This is a genomic window from Pseudomonas sp. A25(2017) (assembly GCF_002001065.1).
In the GTDB taxonomy this organism is placed as follows: domain Bacteria; phylum Pseudomonadota; class Gammaproteobacteria; order Pseudomonadales; family Pseudomonadaceae; genus Aquipseudomonas; species Aquipseudomonas kilonensis.
The window spans coordinates 17995-38416 of record NZ_MUOA01000050.1 but is presented as its reverse complement, the minus strand read 5'-3'; the positions used below and the strand labels follow the sequence as shown (position 1 = coordinate 38416).

Annotated in this window: 19 protein-coding genes and 2 tRNA genes; 16 read left to right on the top strand and 5 right to left on the bottom strand. The window is 60.8% G+C overall.

All coding sequences use genetic code 11. The features are described 5' to 3' along the window. The coding region (locus B0E42_RS31325; RefSeq protein WP_218191453.1) for a hypothetical protein at positions 1–185 on the bottom strand (185 nt) is incomplete at its 3' end. Here B0E42_RS31325 and B0E42_RS09490 point away from each other — a divergent pair. From B0E42_RS09490 to nudC, 11 genes are all read left to right on the top strand, one after another. Next, positions 184–1164 carry a LysR family transcriptional regulator gene (locus tag B0E42_RS09490; RefSeq protein WP_018602026.1) on the top strand — a complete coding sequence of 327 codons (981 nt, stop codon included), beginning with the start codon at positions 184–186 and terminating at the stop codon, positions 1162–1164. The genes B0E42_RS31325 and B0E42_RS09490 overlap by 2 nt on opposite strands. 179 nt (positions 1165–1343) lie before the next feature. Continuing rightward, on the top strand, positions 1344–1841 hold the full coding sequence (locus tag B0E42_RS09485) for a GNAT family N-acetyltransferase (RefSeq protein ID WP_077506265.1): 498 nt from the start codon (positions 1344–1346) through the stop codon (positions 1839–1841). A gap of 99 nt (positions 1842–1940) precedes the next feature. Continuing rightward, the gene (locus tag B0E42_RS09480; RefSeq protein ID WP_024619911.1) at positions 1941–2435 is read left to right on the top strand and encodes a hypothetical protein; all 495 of its coding nucleotides are present in this window, start codon (positions 1941–1943) and stop codon (positions 2433–2435) included. 89 nt (positions 2436–2524) lie between these two features. Continuing rightward, positions 2525–3196 carry a DUF3313 domain-containing protein gene (locus B0E42_RS09475; RefSeq protein WP_018602020.1) on the top strand — a complete coding sequence of 224 codons (672 nt, stop codon included), beginning with the start codon at positions 2525–2527 and terminating at the stop codon, positions 3194–3196. 259 nt (positions 3197–3455) lie between these two features. Continuing rightward, complete coding sequence (gene tpx / locus B0E42_RS09470; protein ID WP_024618841.1) at positions 3456–3956, top strand: thiol peroxidase; 501 nt, start codon at positions 3456–3458, stop codon at positions 3954–3956. 190 nt (positions 3957–4146) lie between these two features. Next, entirely contained in the window at positions 4147–5463 is a 1317-nt protein-coding gene (locus B0E42_RS09465; RefSeq protein ID WP_053188215.1) for an MdtA/MuxA family multidrug efflux RND transporter periplasmic adaptor subunit, read from the top strand. Beyond that, the gene (locus B0E42_RS09460) at positions 5460–8555 is read left to right on the top strand and encodes an MdtB/MuxB family multidrug efflux RND transporter permease subunit (RefSeq protein ID WP_077506264.1); all 3096 of its coding nucleotides are present in this window, start codon (positions 5460–5462) and stop codon (positions 8553–8555) included. The genes B0E42_RS09465 and B0E42_RS09460 overlap by 4 nt, the downstream gene beginning before the upstream one ends. A 211-nt stretch (positions 8556–8766) precedes the next feature. Beyond that, a complete protein-coding gene (locus B0E42_RS09455; protein ID WP_053179658.1) occupies positions 8767–11871 on the top strand; it encodes an efflux RND transporter permease subunit in 3105 nt (1034 codons plus the stop codon). Continuing rightward, complete coding sequence (locus tag B0E42_RS09450; RefSeq protein WP_077506263.1) at positions 11868–13349, top strand: efflux transporter outer membrane subunit; 1482 nt, start codon at positions 11868–11870, stop codon at positions 13347–13349. Before B0E42_RS09455 ends, B0E42_RS09450 begins: the two co-directional genes overlap by 4 nt. Before the next feature lie 240 nt (positions 13350–13589). Further along, positions 13590–14402 (top strand): crotonase/enoyl-CoA hydratase family protein, encoded by an 813-nt coding sequence (locus tag B0E42_RS09445; protein ID WP_003201737.1) that lies wholly within the window; start codon positions 13590–13592, stop codon positions 14400–14402. Positions 14403–14408: 6 nt separating this feature from the next. Beyond that, positions 14409–15239 carry an NAD(+) diphosphatase gene (gene nudC, locus B0E42_RS09440; RefSeq protein ID WP_077506262.1) on the top strand — a complete coding sequence of 277 codons (831 nt, stop codon included), beginning with the start codon at positions 14409–14411 and terminating at the stop codon, positions 15237–15239. On the opposite strand, the gene B0E42_RS09435 is transcribed toward nudC, so the two are convergent. After that, positions 15207–15986 (bottom strand): TSUP family transporter, encoded by a 780-nt coding sequence (locus tag B0E42_RS09435; RefSeq protein ID WP_018602003.1) that lies wholly within the window; start codon positions 15984–15986, stop codon positions 15207–15209. The two genes, nudC and B0E42_RS09435, sit on opposite strands and share 33 nt — an antisense overlap. A gap of 391 nt (positions 15987–16377) precedes the next feature. Between B0E42_RS09435 and B0E42_RS09430 the strand changes: the two genes are divergently transcribed. The 3 genes from B0E42_RS09430 to B0E42_RS09420 all read left to right on the top strand — a co-directional run bounded on the left by B0E42_RS09430 (position 16378) and on the right by B0E42_RS09420 (position 17429). Next, positions 16378–16451: transfer RNA gene (locus B0E42_RS09430), tRNA-Cys, on the top strand. A gap of 194 nt (positions 16452–16645) precedes the next feature. Next, positions 16646–16732, top strand: a tRNA-Leu gene (locus B0E42_RS09425). 247 nt (positions 16733–16979) lie between these two features. Beyond that, positions 16980–17429: a hypothetical protein gene (locus B0E42_RS09420; protein WP_216598577.1), complete on the top strand. Its 450-nt coding sequence runs from the start codon at positions 16980–16982 to the stop codon at positions 17427–17429. 101 nt (positions 17430–17530) lie between these two features. On the opposite strand, the gene B0E42_RS09415 is transcribed toward B0E42_RS09420, so the two are convergent. Beyond that, a complete protein-coding gene (locus B0E42_RS09415) occupies positions 17531–17893 on the bottom strand; it encodes an NUDIX hydrolase (RefSeq protein ID WP_018601999.1) in 363 nt (120 codons plus the stop codon). Positions 17894–18178: 285 nt separating this feature from the next. On the opposite strand from B0E42_RS09415, the gene B0E42_RS09410 reads away from it, so the two are divergent. Beyond that, complete coding sequence (locus B0E42_RS09410) at positions 18179–18364, top strand: hypothetical protein (protein ID WP_018601997.1); 186 nt, start codon at positions 18179–18181, stop codon at positions 18362–18364. Positions 18365–18561: 197 nt separating this feature from the next. Here B0E42_RS09410 and B0E42_RS09405 read toward each other — a convergent pair whose 3' ends face one another. Together B0E42_RS09405 and B0E42_RS09400 are read right to left on the bottom strand one after the other, a co-directional pair. Then, a complete protein-coding gene (locus B0E42_RS09405) occupies positions 18562–18792 on the bottom strand; it encodes a hypothetical protein (RefSeq protein ID WP_018601995.1) in 231 nt (76 codons plus the stop codon). 152 nt (positions 18793–18944) lie between these two features. Continuing rightward, positions 18945–19199, bottom strand: coding sequence for a DUF6555 family protein (locus B0E42_RS09400; protein ID WP_018601993.1), 255 nt, complete (start codon positions 19197–19199; stop codon positions 18945–18947). Positions 19200–19419: 220 nt separating this feature from the next. Between B0E42_RS09400 and B0E42_RS09395 the strand changes: the two genes are divergently transcribed. Continuing rightward, positions 19420–20319 (top strand): polysaccharide deacetylase family protein, encoded by a 900-nt coding sequence (locus B0E42_RS09395; RefSeq protein WP_053179663.1) that lies wholly within the window; start codon positions 19420–19422, stop codon positions 20317–20319. Positions 20320–20422: the final 103 nt, after the last annotated feature.

The following is a 20422-nucleotide window of genomic DNA, read 5'->3' as shown; positions in this document are numbered from 1 at the left end:
GCTCTGTAGGAGCTGGCGAAGCCTGCGATCTTTTGATCTTTCGCTCCGGACTGAATTGGCAATGAAAAGATCGCAGCCTCGCTTCGCTCGTCAGCTCCTACAGACCAGCGGGAGCAAGCTCCCTCGCCACAGGGTGCTGTGTTGTTTGCCCCATGTATTTGTACAACCGACAGGGAGTCACCCATGACCTTCACCGAGCCCGCAGGACGCCAGGCTGTCACCGCATACCGCACGCCGTTGCGTGTCCCCGATCCGTGGCTGACATTGGCCGGCGGTATTGAACCGCAGGTGACGCAGTGTTTCCTGGTCAGTGCCCGTTGCGGCTGCTTCATGCAAGCGGCCCGTAGCCTCAACGTCAAGGCAACCTGGCTGCGCAAGCAGTTGGCGCAGTTGGAGACGCGGTTGCAACGCTCGCTGTTCAGCTTCCAGGGCAGCGCCTTGACCCTCACTCGCGAAGGTCGGCAGTTGCAGGCGCGATTGATCACTCTGGCCCACGAAAGCGCGCCGCCGCTGAACGATCAACCCTTGATTCGCCTGGCCGTGGCCGAGTCGATTCTGCATGACATCCTGGGACGCGACCTGATCGCGTTGCTGCGGCGCAACGCCAGCGTGCGGCTGCAGATCATTACCCTGGACAGTGAACTGGCGCTGCAAGCCGTCAGCGCCGACCTGGTGCTGTGGTTGAGTGATGCCCACGCGTCAGTGCCAGGGCCGAGCTTTGCCACGTTGCCAGCGGATCGGCTGGCGCGGTTGGACTATGTGCCGCACATTGCCAAACGCTATTCACGACCGGTCACACGCCCGGACTGCCTGGACGACTTGAACGACTACATGCTGGTGCAATGGCAGGCGGACCGACACGTGGACGGTTTCGCGCCGTGGAACGCCCTGATAGAGCAACGCCGGGCCGGCGTGGTGCAGGTGCAATCCTATGAATTGATGCTGGAAATGATTCGCTGCAGCGCCTGCATCGGTTTGTTGCCGCAGTACATGAGCCGCTTTGACCGAGGCTTGGTGGCATTGCCGCAAGTATTCGGCCTGTCGATGCAGCGCTCCTTGTGGATGGCCGTCAATGCCCAGGCCGAAGGCTCACCAGAGGTGCAGATGCTTCGTGAGCTGATCCACCACACACTGGATGAGCGCCGGGATTGGTTCCAGGCATAACCCAAAATAGGAAGTAGGCCCTCTGTGGGAGCGAGCTTGCTCGCGATAGCGGTCGTCCATTCAACATCGATGCCGGTTGAAAGGGCCTCATCGCGAGCAAGCTCGCTCCCACAGGTTTCCCCCACAGCCTGGCGCGACTTATAGTGATCGGCCTTGTCACGTCTCCAGGGAGGAGCCGCATGCCCGAATCATCGATCACCCTCGTTCGCTTCGCTGAAGCCCACATCGCCGGTGTCACCGCGCTCTACAACGACCCGGCGGTGACCCGCCAGGTGTTGCAAATGCCTTTCCAGTCCACCGAAATCTGGCGCAAGCGCCTGGCGATGGATGACGAGCGTTCATTGAAGCTGGTGGCGCTGCACGAGGGTGAAGTCATCGGCAACCTGGGGCTGGAGCAGTTTTCGCGCGTGCGTCGTGCCCATTGCGGCAGTCTCGGCATGGGTGTGGCTGTCGCCTGGCAGGGTAAGGGTGTGGGTTCGATGCTGCTGGCCGCCGCGCTGGAGGTCGCGGACAACTGGATGAACCTGCGGCGGGTCGAGTTGACGGTGTACGCCGACAATGAAGCGGCCATCGGCCTGTACCGCAAGTTCGGCTTCGAAACCGAAGGCCTGATGCGCGACTATGCCGTGCGTGACGGACGCTGGGTGGACACCCTGGCTATGGCGCGGTTGCGCTGAAGGACCCCGCGCGCAGGCAAAGAGGGCTTTTACGTACGCCAACGTCTTGAACCTGTCATCATCGCGCTTCGCAGTACTCCCTTAATCGAGGACCGGCCCATGGACGATGTACAGCAATTGGGCGAGATGCTTCGTCACTACGCCGACAGCGAAGCGCATAAAAAACAACTGCACCAGGCCCAGTCGGCGGTTTGGGCAGAGCAGATCAAGGCGTTGTACGGGCAAATCGAGCAATGGCTGGCGCCTGTCATGGCGCTCGGCCTGTTGGAACTGAGCCGTGAGACGTATGTGGCGCACGGGCCGAGCGCCCCTGTCGAGACGTCCGGTTTCAAGACTGAAAAACTGACCTTGACCATTACCGGGAAACCGGTGGAGTTCGTGCCGGAGGTGATGGGCGCGGGCGGGCTGATTTCTTTGTCGATCATGGGCCTTGCCGCGACCCGTCACGGCAGCATTTCCCTGGTTTGCCAACCGCCATCGACGCAATGGCAATGGCGCCGGACCAACGGGTTGAAGGACCCCGACACGTTTGCTTTCGATGCCAACTTCCTCGCACAACAGCTGCAGAGCCTGATACCGCGCGAGCGCGGCTGAATCAGGCATTCTCAGAGCAGGCAAAAACCTGTCCATTGGCTATACCTGTAGTTCCGGCCCCGCCTCGTGTGGCTTACAGGAGTGACAGCATGAAGTTTTCGTCGATGATCGGCACTGTTTGCATTGCCTCGCTCGCCTTGGCGGGGTGTTCCAGCAAAGTCACCCAGCCGGATGAGTACTCCGGGTTCCTGGGGGATTACAGCCGGCTCAAGGAAGAGAAATCGCCGTCGGGGGCCGAGGTCATGCGTTGGGTCGATCCGAAGATCGACCCGGGCAAGTACACCAGTCTTTATATCGAGCCGACGCAGCTTTATCCCAAGCCACAGCCGACCGTGAAGATCCCCCAGGGCACACTGTCGGGCATTACCGCTTATTACGATCAGGCCCTCAAGCGGGAAGCGGGAAAATCCTTGCCCCTGGCGACAGCTCCTGGGCCGGGTGTCTTGGTGATGCGGGCGGCCATCACGGCTGTCAGCAGCAAGACCGAAGGCTTGAAACCGTATGAGGTGATCCCGATTGCGCTGGTGGCGGCCGCTGTCAGCACCGCCAGCGGTATTCGCGACCAGGAAACCACCCTGGGCACCGAAGCGGTTTTTCTCGACGGTGGCAACAACGCGGTGGTCGCCCAGGTGGTGCGCAAAGGCACGGGCAAGCCGTTGTCCAACGAGTCCCAGGTCATGAAACCCGATGATGTCAAAGGGGTCATCGATGGCTGGGCGTCGGATTTGCATCAGTCGTTTCTGAAATTCAAGGCTAAATAGCCACGAATACCCCTATGGGAACTGCGTAGGAGCATGTAGGAACATGTAGGAGCTATGTAGGAGCTGTCGAGTGCAACGAGGCTGCGATCTTTCCAAATACACTTGAAATCTCAAGCGAAAGATCAAAAGATCGCAGGCTTCGCCAGCTCCTACACAGGATGGCGACACCATGTCTTTTTATGTCCAGCGGTAGGTCGCGCAAGCATTTCGTGGTTAACTCCGGCCTCACCATTTTCAAACTGTCAGAAGGAATCCGTTCATGGCTCAAGTCACCCTCAAAGGCAACCCGGTCCAAGTCAACGGCCAGTTGCCACAAGCCGGTTCCAAGGCGCCAGCCTTTTCCCTGGTTGCCGGCAATCTGTCGGACGTTTCCCTGAAGGACTTCGCCGGCAAGCGCAAAGTGCTGAACATTTTCCCAAGTGTCGACACGCCGACCTGCGCCACCTCCGTGCGCACGTTCAATGCCCAGGCCAACGAGCTGAACAACACCGTGGTGCTGTGCATCTCCGCCGACCTGCCGTTTGCCCAGGCGCGTTTCTGCGGCGCCGAAGGCCTGGAAAACGTCCAGAACCTGTCGACCCTGCGCGGTGCCGAATTCATCCAGGACTACGGCGTGGCAATTGCTGATGGCCCGCTGAAAGGCCTCACCGCCCGTGCCGTGGTGGTGCTGGACGAAAACGACACCGTGCTGCACAGCGAGCTGGTCAAGGAAATCGCTGAAGAGCCGAACTACGACGCGGCCCTGGCCGTTCTGAAATAAGTGGAATGAAATAAGGTATTTATTACAATTGTTAACGGCCTGGCTTGTCCAGGCCGTTTTCTTTTGTGCTTCAAGGCTTTAGCCGACTATGTGCCAGGTAAGCCCAACGTAAATTGCCGGTAAAGGCGCTTTGCTAAACACCCGCCAGTGCTTATCGTTCAGCCTCCCGTAAAAGAAGTCCACGCGCCCAATGGTTGATCACTCCATGCAATCCTCTGTTTCCCGCAATTCCCGTCGCTGGCTGTTTGGCCTGTTCATCGTCTTGGTTGTCGCGGCGCTGGCCTGGAAGTTCTGGCCCAGTGGCTCGACCCAAAAGCCTGGGGAAGGGGATAAAACCGCGGCGGGGCACATGGGGCGTTCGGGTGGCATGCGGCCAGGGTTCGGTGGGGCGACGGGGCCGATCCCGGTTCGGGTGGCGCCGGTGGTGACTGGGGATTTTCCGCTGTACTTCAAGGCACTCGGCACGGTCACGGCCCTCAATACCATCAACGTGCGCAGCCGCGTGGGCGGCGAACTGGTCAAGATCGCCTTCGAAGAAGGGCAAATGGTCAAGGCTGGAGATTTGCTGGCCGAGATCGACCCGCGTCCGTACCAGAACGCCTTGCTCCAGGCCGAAGGCACGCTGTTGCAGAACCAGGCCCAGTTGAAAAATGCCCAGGTAGACTTCGAGCGGTATCGCGGCCTGTACGCCGAAGACAGTATTGCCAAGCAGACCCTCGACACCGCCGCGGCGCTGGTAGGCCAATACCAGGGCACGGTCAAGACCAACCAGGCGGCAGTCAACGACGCCAAGCTCAACCTCGAATTCACCAGGATCCGCGCGCCCATCTCCGGGCGAGTCGGCCTGCGGCAGCTGGACACCGGCAACCTGGTGGCGGCCAACGACACCACGGCCCTGGCGGTCATCACCCAGACCCAACCCATCAGCGTCGTGTTCACCTTGCCGGAGAACAACCTCGACACGGTGCTCGCCCGTTACCGCAGCGGGGCAAAACTGCCGGTCGAAGCCTGGGACCGGGGCGACGTGAAGCGCCAGGCCAGCGGCGTGTTGCAAAGCCTGGACAACCAGATCGATATCACCACCGGCACCCTGAAGTTCAAGGCCCGCTACGAGAACCGTGACCAGTCGCTGTTCCCCAACCAGTTCGTCAATGTCCACCTGCTGGCCGACACCCTCAAGGGTGTGGTCCTGGCGCCGACGGCGGCCATCCAGTTCGGCACCAATGGCACCTTCGTCTACGCCTTGGAGGGCGACAAGAAGGTCACCATCAAGATGCTGAAGATCGGCGCCAGCGACGGCGCGAACACCGTGGTCACCGAAGGCCTGGCCGCCGGTGACCGGGTGGTGCTCGAAGGCACCGATCGCTTGAAGGAAGGCAGCGAAGTGGAAGTGGTCAGCGACAGCCAGGAAGTGCCCACCACGCCGACCGAGCACCTGCAGGGCAAGTCCGCAGCGGCGCCCACTGAGCCGGCCGCGGCCGACCAGGCGAAAAAGGGCGGCGCATGAATTTCTCGCGACTGTTCATCCTTCGCCCGGTCGCCACGACACTGAGCATGCTGGCGATCATTCTGGCCGGCCTGATCGCCTATCGGCTGCTGCCGGTGTCAGCACTGCCCCAAGTCGATTACCCGACCATCCGCGTGATGACCCTGTACCCGGGCGCCAGTCCCGATGTGATGACCAGTGCGGTGACCGCGCCCCTGGAGCGGCAGTTCGGACAGATGCCGGGCCTGACGCAAATGGCCTCCACCAGTTCCGGCGGTGCGTCGGTGATTACCCTGCGCTTCAACCTCGATATCAACATGGACGTCGCCGAGCAGCAGGTGCAGGCTGCGATCAACGCCGCCACCAACCTGCTGCCCAACGACCTGCCGGCGCCGCCGGTGTACAACAAGGTCAACCCGGCCGACACCCCGGTGCTGACCCTGGCCATTACCTCCAAGACCATGCTGCTGCCCAAGCTCAACGACTTGGTCGACACCCGCATGGCGCAGAAAATCGCCCAGATCAGCGGCGTCGGCATGGTTACCATCGCCGGCGGCCAGCGCCAGGCTGTGCGGATCAAGGTCAATCCCGAGGCCCTGGCGGCCAACGGCCTGAACCTGGCTGATGTGCGCACGCTGATCGGCGCTTCCAACGTCAACCAGCCCAAGGGCAACTTCGACGGCCCGACCCGGGTCTCGATGCTCGACGCCAACGACCAACTGACCTCGCCCAAGGACTACGGCGAGCTGATCCTGGCCTACGCCAATGGCGCGCCGTTGCGGCTCAAGGACGTGGCACAGATCGTCGACGGCGCCGAAAACGAACGGCTTGCCGCCTGGGCCAACGAAAACCAGGCCGTGCTGCTGAACATCCAGCGCCAGCCGGGGGCCAATGTCATCGAGGTGGTGGATCGGATCAAGGCCCTGCTGCCGAGCATCACCGACAACCTGCCGGCCGGCCTGGATGTCACCGTGCTGACCGACCGCACCCAGACCATCCGCGCGTCGGTCACCGATGTGCAGCATGAATTGCTGATCGCCATTGCGCTGGTGGTCATGGTGACGTTCCTGTTCCTGCGTCGCGTCAGTGCCACAATCATTCCGTCGGTGGCCGTGCCGTTGTCGCTGATCGGCACCTTCGGCGTGATGTACCTGGCCGGTTTTTCCATCAATAACCTGACCCTGATGGCCTTGACGATTGCCACCGGTTTCGTGGTGGACGATGCCATCGTCATGCTGGAGAACATCGCCCGTTACATCGAGGAGGGCGACAGCCCGTTGCAGGCCGCGCTCAAGGGTGCGAAGCAGATCGGCTTTACGCTGATCTCCCTGACGCTGTCGCTGATCGCCGTGCTGATTCCGCTGCTGTTCATGGCCGACGTCGTGGGGCGGTTGTTTCGCGAGTTCGCCATCACCCTGGCGGTGGCGATCCTGATTTCCCTGGTGGTGTCCCTGACCCTGACGCCGATGATGTGCGCCCGCTTGCTCAAGCGCGAGCCCAAGGAAGCAGAGCAAGGCCGTTTCTACCGCGCCAGCGGCGCCTGGATCGACTGGTTGATCGCCGCCTACGGACGCAAGTTGCAGTGGGTGCTCAAGCATCAGCCACTGACCCTGTTGGTGGCGGTGGCCAGCCTGGTGCTGACGGTGGTGCTGTACCTGGCCGTGCCCAAGGGGTTCTTTCCGGTGCAGGACACCGGCGTGATCCAGGGCATTTCCGAGGCGCCGCAATCGATCTCCTTTGCCGCCATGAGCGAGCGCCAGCAGCAACTGGCGAAAGTGATTCTCGCCGACCCGGCGGTGCAGAGCCTGTCGTCCTACATCGGCGTGGACGGCGACAACGCCACGCTCAACAGCGGGCGCCTGCTGATCAACCTCAAGCCCCACAGCGAGCGGGACGACAGCGCCACCCAGATCATTGCCCGCTTGCAGCCGCAGTTGGATCGGCTGGTGGGCATTCGCCTGTTCATGCAGCCGGTGCAGGACCTGACCATTGAAGACCGGGTCAGCCGCACCCAATACCAGTTCAGCCTGTCATCGCCGGATGCCGAGTTGCTCAGCCTGTGGAGCGGGCGCCTGGTCGAAGCCCTGGCCCAACAGGCGGAGCTGACCGATGTGGCCAGCGACCTGCAGGACAAGGGCCTGCAGGTCTACCTGGTGATCGACCGCGACGCGGCCTCACGCCTGGGCGTCTCGGTGTCGAACATCACCGACGCGCTCTATGACGCCTTCGGCCAGCGGCAGATTTCCACCATCTACACCCAGGCCAGCCAGTACCGCGTGGTGTTGCAGGCCCAGGCCGGGGAACGGATCGGGCCCCAGGCGCTGGACCAGATTCACGTCAAGACCACCGACGGTGGGCAGGTGCGGCCGTCGAGCCTGGCCCGGGTCGAAGAACGCCAGGCGCAACTGGCGATTGCTCACATTGGCCAGTTCCCGGCGGTGATGATGTCGTTCAACCTGGCGCCGGGCGTGGCCTTGGGGCATGCGGTGGACGTGATCGAAAAGGTCCAGCGGGACATCGGCATGCCGGTGGGCGTGCAGACCGAGTTCCAGGGCGCGGCCCAGGCATTCCAGGCGTCGCTGTCGAGTACCTTGCTGCTGATCCTGGCAGCGGTGGTGACCATGTACATCGTCCTGGGCGTGCTGTACGAAAGCTACATCCACCCGATCACCATTCTTTCCACCTTGCCCTCGGCGGCTATCGGCGCCTTGCTGGCCTTGATCCTCAGTGGCAATGACCTGGGCATGATCGCGATCATCGGCATCATTCTGCTGATCGGCATCGTCAAGAAGAACGCGATCATGATGATCGACTTCGCCCTCGACGCCGAGCGCAACCAGGGCATGGACCCGCAGACAGCGATCTACCAGGCAGCATTGCTGCGCTTCCGCCCGATCCTGATGACCACCCTGGCGGCCTTGTTCGGCGCAATACCGCTGATGTTCGCCACCGGCTCCGGCGCCGAACTGCGCCAGCCCCTGGGCTTGGTGATGGTAGGTGGGTTGTTGGTGAGCCAGGTATTGACGCTGTTCACCACCCCGGTGATCTACCTGTATTTCGATCGACTGGGACGCCGGTTCGCCAGGCCGGATGGGAAAGAGGTGCGGGTGTGACGGCGATGCAGCGCTTTTCGTGGCGAGGGAGCTTGCTCCCGTTGGACTGTGGGAGCAAAGCTTGCTCGCGAAACAGGCGCTTCGATTCTGCAAGACCGCATCGCCTCCATCGCGGGCAAGCCTTGCTCCCACATAGCGGGAGCAAGCTCCCTCGCCACAAAAGCCCAGCTATCTCTTGTGGTCAGTGGCTTGAAGTCTGTGGTGGCGGCCGATGAACCTCTCCGGCCCCTTCATCCGCCGCCCCGTAGCGACCATGCTCCTGAGCTTCGCCATCATGCTGCTCGGTGGCGTGAGCTTCGGCCTGCTGCCGGTTTCGCCCCTGCCGCAAATGGATTTCCCGGTGATCGTGGTCCAGGCCAACCTGCCAGGGGCGAGCCCCGAGGTGATGGCTTCGACGGTGGCTACGCCCCTGGAGCGTTCCTTCGGCGCCATCGCCGGGGTCAACACCATGAGCAGCCGTTCCAGCCAGGGTTCTACCCGCGTCATTCTGCAATTTGACCTGGACCGTGACATTAACGGTGCCGCCCGGGAAGTGCAGGCGGCCATCAATGCGTCGCGCAACCTGTTGCCCAGCGGCATGCGCAGCATGCCCACCTACAAGAAGGTCAACCCGTCCCAGGCGCCAATCATGGTGCTCTCGCTGACCTCGGATGTGTTGGAAAAAGGCCAGCTCTACGACCTGGCTTCGACCATCCTGTCCCAGAGCCTGTCCCAGGTGGCGGGTGTCGGCGAGGTGCAGATCGGCGGCAGCTCGTTGCCGGCGGTGCGCATCGAACTGGAGCCGCAGTTGCTCAATCAGTACGGCGTGGCCCTGGACGATGTACGCACCGCCATTGCCGATAGCAACGTGCGCCGGCCCAAGGGGTCGGTGGAGGACGACCGGCGCATGTGGCAGGTCCAGGCCAACGACCAGTTGGAAAAGGCCAAGGACTACGAAACGCTGATCATCCGTTACCAGGACGGCTCGGTATTGCGGCTCAAGGACGTGGCGAAAGTCACCGACAGCGTCGAGGATCGCTACAACAGCGGTTTCTTCAACAACGATGCCGCCGTGTTGCTGGTGATCAACCGCCAGGCCGGGGCCAACATCATCGAGACCGTCAACGAGATCAAGGCGCAACTGCCAGCGCTGCAGGCCGTGCTGCCGGCCAGCGTCAAGCTGAACCTGGCGATGGACCGCTCGCCGGTGATCAAGGCCACCCTGCATGAAGCGGAAATGACCTTGCTGATCGCCGTGGCCCTGGTGGTGCTGGTGGTGTTCCTGTTCCTCGGCAATTTCCGCGCCTCGCTGATCCCGACCCTGGCGGTGCCGGTGTCGCTGGTGGGCACGTTTGCGGTGATGTACCTGTACGGTTTCTCCCTGAACAACCTGTCGCTGATGGCGTTGATCCTCGCGACGGGGCTGGTGGTGGACGATGCCATCGTGGTGCTGGAGAACATCTCCCGGCATATCGACGAAGGCGTCCCTCCTATGACAGCAGCGTATAGGGGGGCCGAAGAGGTGGGTTTCACTTTGCTGTCGATGAACGTCTCGCTGGTGGCGGTGTTCCTGTCGATCCTGTTCATGGGCGGGATCATCGAGAGCCTGTTCCGCGAATTTTCCATCACCCTGGCGGCGTCCATCGTGGTCTCGCTGGTGGTCTCGCTAACCCTCACACCGATGCTCTGCGCCCGTTGGCTCAAGCCTCACGTGCCGGGGCAGGAAAACCGCTTGCAGCGCTGGAGCCAGCGGCTCAATGACCGCATGGTCCGTGGTTACGCGATCAGCCTGGACTGGGTGCTGCGCCATCGACGCCTGACCTTGCTGAGCCTGCTGGTGACCATCGGCGTGAACGTCGCGTTGTATGTGGTGGTGCCGAAAACCTTCATGCCGCAGCAGGACACCGGCCAGTTGATCGGTTTCGTGCGTGGCGACGACGGGCTGTCGTTCAACGTGATGCAGCCGAAGATGGAAATTTTCCGCCGCGCCGTGCTCAAGGACGAGGCGGTGCAAAGCGTCGCCGGTTTCATCGGTGGCAACAACGGCACCAACAACGCCTTCATGCTGGTGCGCCTCAAGCCGATCAAGGAGCGTAATATTTCTGCACAAAAGGTCATCGAGCGCCTTCGTAAAGAAATGCCCAAGGTCCCCGGCGCTCAGTTGATGTTAATGGCCGACCAGGACCTGCAGTTCGGTGGCGGTCGCGAGCAGACCACCTCGCAGTATTCCTACATCCTGCAAAGCGCTGACCTGGCGTCGCTGCGCGCCTGGTACCCCAAGGTTGTGGCGGCCTTCCGGGCCTTGCCGGAACTCACCGCCATCGACGCCCGCGACGGGGGTGGGGCGCAGCAGGTGACGCTGGTGGTGGACCGCGACCAGGCCAAGCGCCTGGGCATCGACATGGACATGGTCACCGCGGTGCTCAACAACGCCTACAGCCAGCGGCAGATATCCACCATCTACGACAGCCTCAACCAGTACCAGGTGGTCATGGAGGTCAATCCCAAGTATGCCCAGGACCCGAGTACCCTCGAACAGGTCCAGGTGATCACCGCCGATGGCGCGCGGGTGCCGCTGTCGGCCATTGCCCACTACGAGAACAGCCTGGAGGACGACCGGGTCAGCCATGAAGGCCAGTTCGCGTCCGAGGGCATTTCCTTCGACATGGCCGAAGGTGTCACGGTGGAGCAGGGCACCGCGGCCATCGAGCGGGCACTTGCCAAGCTTGGGTTGCCCGAGGACGTCATCGCGAAAATGGCCGGCACCGCCGATGCGTTCGCCGCCACCCAGAAAAGCCAACCGTTCATGATCCTCGGGGCGTTGCTGGCGGTGTACCTGGTGTTGGGTGTGCTCTATGAAAGCTACATCCATCCGCTGACCATCCTGTCTACGTTGCCATCGGCCGGGGTTGGCGCGTTGCTGTCGATCTACGCGCTGGGTGGCGAGTTCAGCCTGATCTCGCTGTTGGGACTGTTCCTGTTGATCGGTGTGGTGAAGAAAAACGCCATCCTGATGATCGATCTGGCGCTGCAACTGGAGCGTGCCGGACAGACGCCACTGGAGTCGATCCGCAGCGCTTGCCTGCTGCGGTTGCGGCCAATCCTGATGACCACGCTGGCGGCGATCCTCGGCGCCTTGCCGCTGCTGCTCGGCGCCGCCGAAGGCTCGGAAATGCGCCAGCCGCTGGGCCTGACCATCATCGGTGGGTTGGTGTTCAGCCAGGTACTGACGCTCTACACCACCCCGGTGGTTTACCTTTATCTCGACAAGCTGCGCCATCGCTTCAATCGCTGGCGCGGTGTGCGCACTGATGCTGCCCTGGAAACTCCGCTATGACCGACCGTTCGCCTTTCAATCTTGCCGCAACGCTGGCGACCGCCCGTGGCTCGCGGGTGCTGAGCCTGGTGCTGTGCCTGGCGATGCTCAGTGCCTGCGCCGTCGGCCCGGATTATCAACGTCCCCAGGCTGCCGCCCCGGTGCAATACAAGGAGGCCCAGGGCTGGCGTCAGGCCAACCCCAGCGATGCGATGGCCAGGGGCGCCTGGTGGGAGCTGTACGGCGATGCGCAACTCAATGGCCTGGTGGACCAGCTCAATGCGTCCAACCAGACCGTGGCCCAGGCCGACGCCCAATACCGGCAGGCCCGGGCGCTGGTGCGCAATGCCCGTGGCGCATTTTTCCCCACCGTGGACCTGACCGTTGGCAAGACCCGTTCCAGCCAGGGCACTGGCAGCAGCAGTTCGAGCCTGAGCAGTTCGTCCAGCGGCATTCGCGACACCTACAGCGCCCAGGCCGGCGTCAGCTGGGAGGCGGACGTGTGGGGCAAGTTGCGCCGCACCCTGGAAGCCGACGAGGCGAGCGCCCAAGCCAGTTTCGCCGACCTGGAGGCGATGCGCCTGAGCCAGCAATCGGAACTGGTGCAGAACTACTTGCAGTTGCGGGTGATCGATGAACAGAAGCGCCTGCTGCAGACCACCGTCGACAATTATCAGCGCTCCCTGAAAATGACTGAAAACCAGTACCGCGCCGGGGTGTCCGGCAGGGACGCGGTGGCCCAGGCGCAAAACCAGCTCAAGACCACCCAGGGCGACCTGATCGACCTGATCTGGCAGCGGGCCCAGTTTGAAAACGCCATCGCCGTACTGATCGGCCTGCCGCCGGCCGAGTTCAACCTGGCCGAGGCCCAGGACATCCCGTCATTGCCGCAGATCCCGGTGGCATTGCCGTCGCAACTGCTCGAACGCCGGCCTGACATCGCCTCGGCAGAGCGTTCGGTAATGGCCGCCAACGCCAACATCGGCGTCGCCAAGGCCGCGTACTACCCGGACCTGACCCTGAGCCTCAGTGGCGGCTACAGCAGCAGTACCTACGACAACTGGGTGAGCGTGCCGAACCGCTTCTGGTCGGTAGGGCCGCAATTGGCGATGACGCTGTTCGATGGCGGCCAGCGTTCGGCGGAAGTCGACCGTACCGTCGCGGCGTATGACCAGACCGTTGCCACCTATCGCCAGACGGTGCTCGACGGCTTGCGCGAGGTGGAAAACTACATGATCCAGCTCAAGGTGCTGGAAGACGAAGCCCGCGTGCGCCAGGAAGCCCTGGACGCCGCCCGGGAATCCTTGCGCCTGACGCAGAACCAGTACAAGGCCGGCTTGATTGCCTACCTCGACGTGGTCACCGTCCAGGCCACTGCGCTGAGCAACGAACGCAGTGTGCTGAGCCTGCAGCAGAGCCGCCTGATCGCCAGCGTGCAGTTGATTGCGGCACTGGGGGGTGGTTGGGATGGGCAGTTGCAGGCGGACGAGAAGCCCTGATCAATGTGACGGGGTGAGTGGGAGCAAGGCTTGCCCGCGATGAAGGCAATGCGGTCTTTCAAGAATCGAGTTGCCTGTTTCGCGGGCAAGCCTTGCTCCCACAGAGTTCCCCCTTTTCCATAAAGTTTTCCTTGGTCATGTCGGCAGTCAGTCCCGCTTTTGGCCGATGCACTGCCTACGTACCGTCGCGCTGGCTTGTTATAGTTCAAGCCTCTTTTCAGCCGGTAAAGGATCACTGCCATGTCGCAATACCAAGCGTTCAACGTCGAACTTGCAGACAACATTGCCCATGTGCAGATCAATCGCCCGGAAAAGATCAATTCGATGAACGCCGCGTTCTGGAGCGAGATCATCGAGATCTTCCAATGGATCGATGACACCGATGCCGCACGGGTGGTGGTGCTCAGCGGCGCCGGCAAGCATTTTTCCTCCGGCATCGACCTGATGATGCTGGCAGGCGTAGCCAACGAGCTGGGCAAGGACGTAGGGCGCAATGCACGCCTGCTGCGGCGCAAGATCCTACAACTGCAAGCCTCGTTCAACGCCGTGGACAATTGCCGCAAACCCGTGCTCGCGGCGATCCAGGGCTACTGCCTGGGCGGGGCCATCGACCTGATTGCCGCCTGCGACATGCGTTACGCGGCCGAGGACGCGCAATTCTCCATCAAGGAGATCGATATCGGCATGGCCGCCGATGTTGGCACATTGCAACGCTTGCCCCGGATCATCGGGGACGGCATGCTGCGTGAACTCGCTTATACGGGGCGCACCTTCGGTGCCGACGAAGCGCGCAGCATCGGCCTGGTCAATCGTGTCTACAGCGACACCGCCAGCCTGCTCGACGGCGTGATGGGCATTGCCCGGGAAATCGCCGCCAAGTCGCCGATTGCCGTGACCGGTACCAAGGAAATGATCAGCTACATGCGCGACCACCGCATCGACGATGGCTTGGAATACGTCGCCACCTGGAACGCCGCCATGTTGCAATCGACCGATCTGCGCGTGGCCATGGCCGCCCATATGAGCAAACAGAAACCTGAATTTCAGGATTGATTGACCATGATTTCACGCTGGACCACCGCAGTACTCGATACCGCTCTTCCAGGCGGCTGGGCCGTGGCTCGTAGCCCCGAAGGCTTTCTGTTCGATGACAACGGCGCACTGTTCCCCCGCGAATGGCTCAAGCGCCAAGACTTTTCGATCCTTGCCGAGCACGGCATCGGTCACCTGGATGGCGAACCGGTCTACCTGTTGGAACTGCACAGCCCGCTGGACATTCCTGGCTGTAACTGGAAAGGCCTGCGGGCGTTCATGCTCGAGGATGACCACACACTCTACAAAGTGTTGGGTTATGCGGCACAGATCGGCACCTGGGCCCGCGAGCATCGCTTCTGTGGCAGTTGCGGCAAGCGCATGAGCCAGATTCCGTTGGAACGGGCCATGTATTGCGACGCCTGTGAGCTGCGGCACTATCCGCGGATTTCACCGAGCATGATCGTGTTGATTACCCGCGGCGATGAAGTCCTGCTGGCCCGTTCACCGCGCTTCGTCACGGGCGTCTACAGCACCCTGGCGGGGTTTGCCGAGCCTGGCGAGTCGGCCGAGGATTGCCTGGTTCGCGAGGTGCGCGAAGAGGTCAGTATCGAGGTGAAGAACATCCAGTACATGGGCAGCCAGTGCTGGCCGTTCCCCCATTCGATGATGCTCGGTTTCCACGCTGAATATGCAAGTGGCGACATCGTGCCCCAGGAAGATGAAATCGAGGACGCCCAATGGTTCAACGTCCACGACCTGCCACCGTTGCCGGCCTCGCGCTCCATCGCCCGCTACCTGATCGACCTGTATGTGGCGCGGCGCTTAGGCCACGCTGAACCAGTGCTGCCAGGCTAGGCGCACGGTCAAGCCCAGCACCACGGTGATGAACACCGGTCGGATGAACTTCGCACCGCCGCTGATGGCGGTGCGAGCGCCGAAGAACGCGCCAATCATCACCGACAGGCCCATGCTCAGGCCGATGACCCAGTCCACTTGCCCGGAAAAGATGAACACCGACAGCGCCGCGATGTTGCTGACGAAGTTCATGCTGCGGGCCACGCCGCTGGCCTTGACCAGGTCGATGGGGTAGAGCAGCAGGCTGCTCACGGTCCAGAACGCCCCCGTACCCGGCCCGGCCACGCCGTCATAGAAACCCAGGCTGAAGCCTTGGGGCGACTGCCATGTCTTCTTGATCGGTGCGTTGCTGTCCAGCGGTGCCTTGGGCGTGCCGCCGAACAACAGGTACAGGCCACAGGCGAAGACGATCACCGGCAGCATCTTGTTCAGCCATTCAGCGGGCAGGTAATGGGCGACGATGGCGCCGGTCAGGGCCCCGACCAGGGTGCCGACGAGGGCATGAGTCCACTGCCTTGGGTGGAACAGCTTGCGCTTGTAGAAGGTGAAGCTGGCCGTCGCCGAGCCGAAGGTCGAGCTGAGTTTGTTGGTCCCCAAGACCAGGTGCGGCGGCAAGCCTGCTGTCAGCAGCGCCGGCGTGGTCAGCAGCCCACCACCACCGGCGATAGCGTCGATGAAACCGGCAATGAAGGCGACAACAGCAAGGATAGCGAGGGTAGTGAGGTCAACGCTGAGTTCAAAAGGCATGGAATAGGCTTATTCGGCAGGTCGCAGAAGAGCTGCGGGGGAGGCCGGTATGTTACCCATAATGGTGCACGGCTGCGACAGCCACTAAGATCGGCGACATTCCCCGTGGCGAGGGAGCTTGCTCCCGCGGGGTTGCGCAGCAGCTCCAACAGCCTTCCACCTCCACCTGACAGTCGAATGTGTTTGCCTGGCGGAAGCTGGCCGGTGGACGAATTTTTTTTGAAATCAAGGGGTTGCCAGCCTAGGCAAATGAGTACATAATTGCGCCCATCGAACGCACTGGGACGTAAAAAATCTCAATGTTTTCAAGGAGATAGCGATGCACAGGTGTCCTGTATCCTGATCAGGTTTGTACACGGTTGATGTGGTTGCATTGCATCAAGCGTTCTGAGGCCGAATAGCAAAATGGTTATGCAGTGGATTGCAAATCCACCTACGCCGGTTCGATTCCGACTTCGGCCTCCACTTTTAAAAAGCTCTGTAGATCTATGATTTACGGAGCTTTTTTATTTGCGACGCATTGAAAGGTTTTGTCTTGAAAAGGGCATGAGCTACCTTGCTTCGCAGGGGAGGGATGTATATATTCCCCCCTCTTGCTGCACCAGCCAGGGCATCGGCCATCAGATTCTGCCGACGTTCCCATGGCTAACCGCGCTACCGCCCGAATGGCGAAACTGGTAGACGCATGGGACTTAAAATCCCCCGCTCGTAAGGGCGTGCCGGTTCGATTCCGGCTTCGGGCACCATCTAAAATCAAGGGTTTGCGAGCGAAAGCTAATGCAAACCCTTGTTCGTTTCCGCTTCTGAAAACTGTCATGGAACGGAGCCCAAGCCTCTGGGCATTTTCACGCGCGAACCTCTACACTCGGCGCTGAGATTAGGGTGAAGTGGCCAGGCGGATATCTCCCGTCCAGGCCCTGTCGAGCACGCTAATCCTTAACCATGGAGAGGTATCGAGTGAAAACAATCGCAACGATGAGTCTGTTGGCCTTGATGAGCAGCAGTGCCGCATACGCTGGAGAGACAACGTCCGCCGATGGGAAAACCCTGGCCGTGAACTTTGGCGAGCCGACGGTCAAGCAAGTGCTGCACTATCGGAAAATGTACGACAAGAAGCCCTTTCCCGATGCGGAAATTTATTACTACAGCAACGGCTTGTACAAGATCATCTCTCAGGGAGAAAACCATTACGGTGTCTATGTCTTGCAGGGTCAACACACCGACGAGACCTACACCGTGAAGTTCATCTCCCTGCCTTCCCCGGACTGGGGAAATAAAACCGCGTATCACCAGCTCACCTTCATTCGAGGTGATGCACAGAACGTGTTTATCCAGAACGCGATTGTCGACACCGGCGAGGCCATTGCCCAGCAGAACGGGACCTACACCCAGGAAAAGAATACCGTGCTCAATCCCATCAGTACCGCTTGGAACAAGAAGTGAGTTCATTGCGCCAAAACTGAGTTTTTATTGGCTTATAAAACAACAGGCTGCATGATATTTATCATGCAGCCTGTTCGGTTTAAGGCATCGGAGTCGACGCCTCACAGTCGCCGGCGAAACGCCTCGAGAATATCCCGCGTGCCTTTTTTCATTTGCAACTGAGCAATGGCATCCAGCGGGTGCCAGAGGCAGTCGATGATTTCATTCTGTGGCCGGGCCGCCGTTGAATCGGTGACTGACGCTTCGAATACGTGATGCTCGGTTTGCCCGTCATTGATTCGCATCAGGTAGAGCAGGTTCTCGACGTCCAGGCCAGTTTCCTCTGCCAATTCCCGGATGGCTGCCCCGGCATGGGTTTCTCCGCGTTCGACGGTACCGCCCGGCAGCGCCCAGCGGCTATTGGCTTTGCGAACCAGCAAGATGTGGCGATTGTCCTCGCAGATGACGGTCGCTCGAATTTTCATGGCCGTGCTCAATCAGTGACTGTCATTAAAGTGAAATATAACTGCAATATTTGCGCCGGGCATTAGCTGCTTCGTTCAAATGTCGAGTTTTTCAAGGTCTTATCCAATACGACCGCGACGGAGCGGGACAGACTGAGCCTATTCGTGCCTGCCATCGCTCCAATCCATCTCTCCGACCGCTAGCACTAGGTTTTCGACCGGTTATCGCCTCAAATGAATCAGCTTCAAAAAAATGAATCCATGTTGGGTGCATTGGCCGGCCCCGATAGGGGAAGGAAGCGAGAAATGACCACCGTTGAAGACTTCAAGATCAAATCCCATGAGCTCCTGGTGGAGCTTGATGCGGCCACAGCGGAAATGATGAAGCTCATATGTGTTCATCAAATGAGCGGATCGACTTGGGATGAGGCGGTCCAGCGTCAACATGAAGCCTATGAGCAATGGGTCACTTATCTGAATGAGCGAGGGTAGGTGCCATGTGCGCGCCTCGGGCCGTGAGGGCGGCGGGGCCTCCACAAGCGGTCAATAGCAGGATTCTGGCATTCATGTGGTTCTCCCGTTGCGGCTTTTGCGCCAGTGCCTATCAATTTCGAGGCGCAAAAAATGTCCGCGTTCCATCAGTTTTCCAACCGGTAGAACTCAAAGGGAAACACCTCTGACGTGGGGCCTCAGCGAAACTTGGGTAGCGGCGGTTCAGCGGGCTTGAGTGACGTCAGTGCGCTCTGGATCGACGGGGCGTCCTTGTCGATGTCGTTGAGCCGATCCCGGATACGCACTGCGGTAGGGTGCCCGCCTTGGTGGTCGACCCAGTCGGCGATTTCCTTGCAGGCTGCCGCGAGCCTGGCCTGACGTGATTCCAGCAGGGTGAGCAGGGTGGTGATGGACTCTTTTTCGGACATGTCACACCTCCATTCAGGGGTTGATGAGGCAGCACAAAACCCGCCAGGGGCGGGCTGTGCCGTGGTTTAAGCGTAGTTGAGTTATTTCGGATCTGTCGAAGAATCCGGCGCCCGGTCAGACAACCGGCGCGCCGGAAACGGTACGCGTGATTTCAGCCGGATTCCTTGACCCAGGCTGGCGCGACGCTCGCCCGCCAGCGCACATCGGTAATGCCGTATTTTTCCGCAAGGGGCTTGGAAACCCGCTTGACTTTTTCCCTGCCGAATTTCGGTATGCGCCCGACCCCCGCGTCGCAGCTGGCCCAATGCCAAGCCTCGGAGTTATTCATCGCTTCTGCGCGAATAATGAATGACTTGGGTTCGCCATGAAGCATGTAGTCAATGATGTAAAGCGATGGCCCGCCCATAAATCCTCCCTAATTAGTCCTATACGGATGGATGCAAAGGCATGCGGAAAATTCCATCGAATTTCCAGACGGTCAAATTAATACCGCCCAGCGTAGAGCGCGGAGTACAGCAAATTTTGCAAACAAGGAACCAAACCCGGTTACCCTTCTCCAAGGTGAGCTTCAGCACCAAGGCCAGGGATCAAAGGCGAGGCAGTGCGGCATCAACAAAAGGCAAAACATGAAAAACATCGCCAGGGTGCTGTTCATCGCAGCCCTTGCTATTGGTTTGTCGGGCTGCATTGGCGCCCCCATCGAACTGACGCCGCAAACCGAACAACGCTTGCGCGAACAACCTCCGATCCGCTTCCTGCTGACGTTCGATGATGGGCCCAGCGCCTCCTCTATCTGGAACCCTAGCCTGGAGGTGCTGGACGCACTCGCAGACAACCCGGTACAGCCCGGCATCAAGGCGGTGTTTTTCCTGCAGACCCGTGCGCCACGTGCCGGGGGCAGTGATATTGGCCGCTCGGTGATGCGCCGTCAGCAGCAGGAAGGCCATGTGCTGGGCTTTCATACGGCGACCTACTGGCACACCAATCACCGGTCCCTGAATCCTGACGAGCTGGAACAATCGCTCACCCACGGCAGTCGTGATATTGCCGCCCTGAGCGGTGCAGCACCCACCTTGGTCAGGCCACCCTTCTGGAGCTTCGACAGGCGCACCGCTGCCGCGTACCGACAACATGGCCTGCACATTTTGTTGACCGACCTGAGCGCAAATGACGGCAAAGTCTGGGGCATCACGATGAGTCCGCGGCGGCGGATCAACCTGACCCGGCAACTCTCCGAAGTGCGCGAGCGCATCGCCGCCGGGCAATTGCCAGTGGTGGATGGGGTCATTCCGGTGGTGGTGACGTTTCACGACATCAATCGTTATACCGCCCGGCATGCTCGCGAATACCTGCAAATCCTGCTCGACAGTGCCAAGGCGACTGGCGTGAGGACCGCCGCCAAGCCGTTCTATGATGACCACCAGGCGCTGGCGCGAGCGGCCTTGGCGCGGACGGTCGATCGCAGCACTGAGCCCGTGCATTTGCCGGGGCTGTGGGACTGGTTGTGGGATTCGGATTCCCACTGAGGGCGCGACGCGTGCAGTGGGTGTCGCGACGTCCGGTTGGCCACCCTGGGCAATCAGCGTGTATGGTAAGCCGTGCACCCTAGGTTAAAGTCGGAGGTGACTG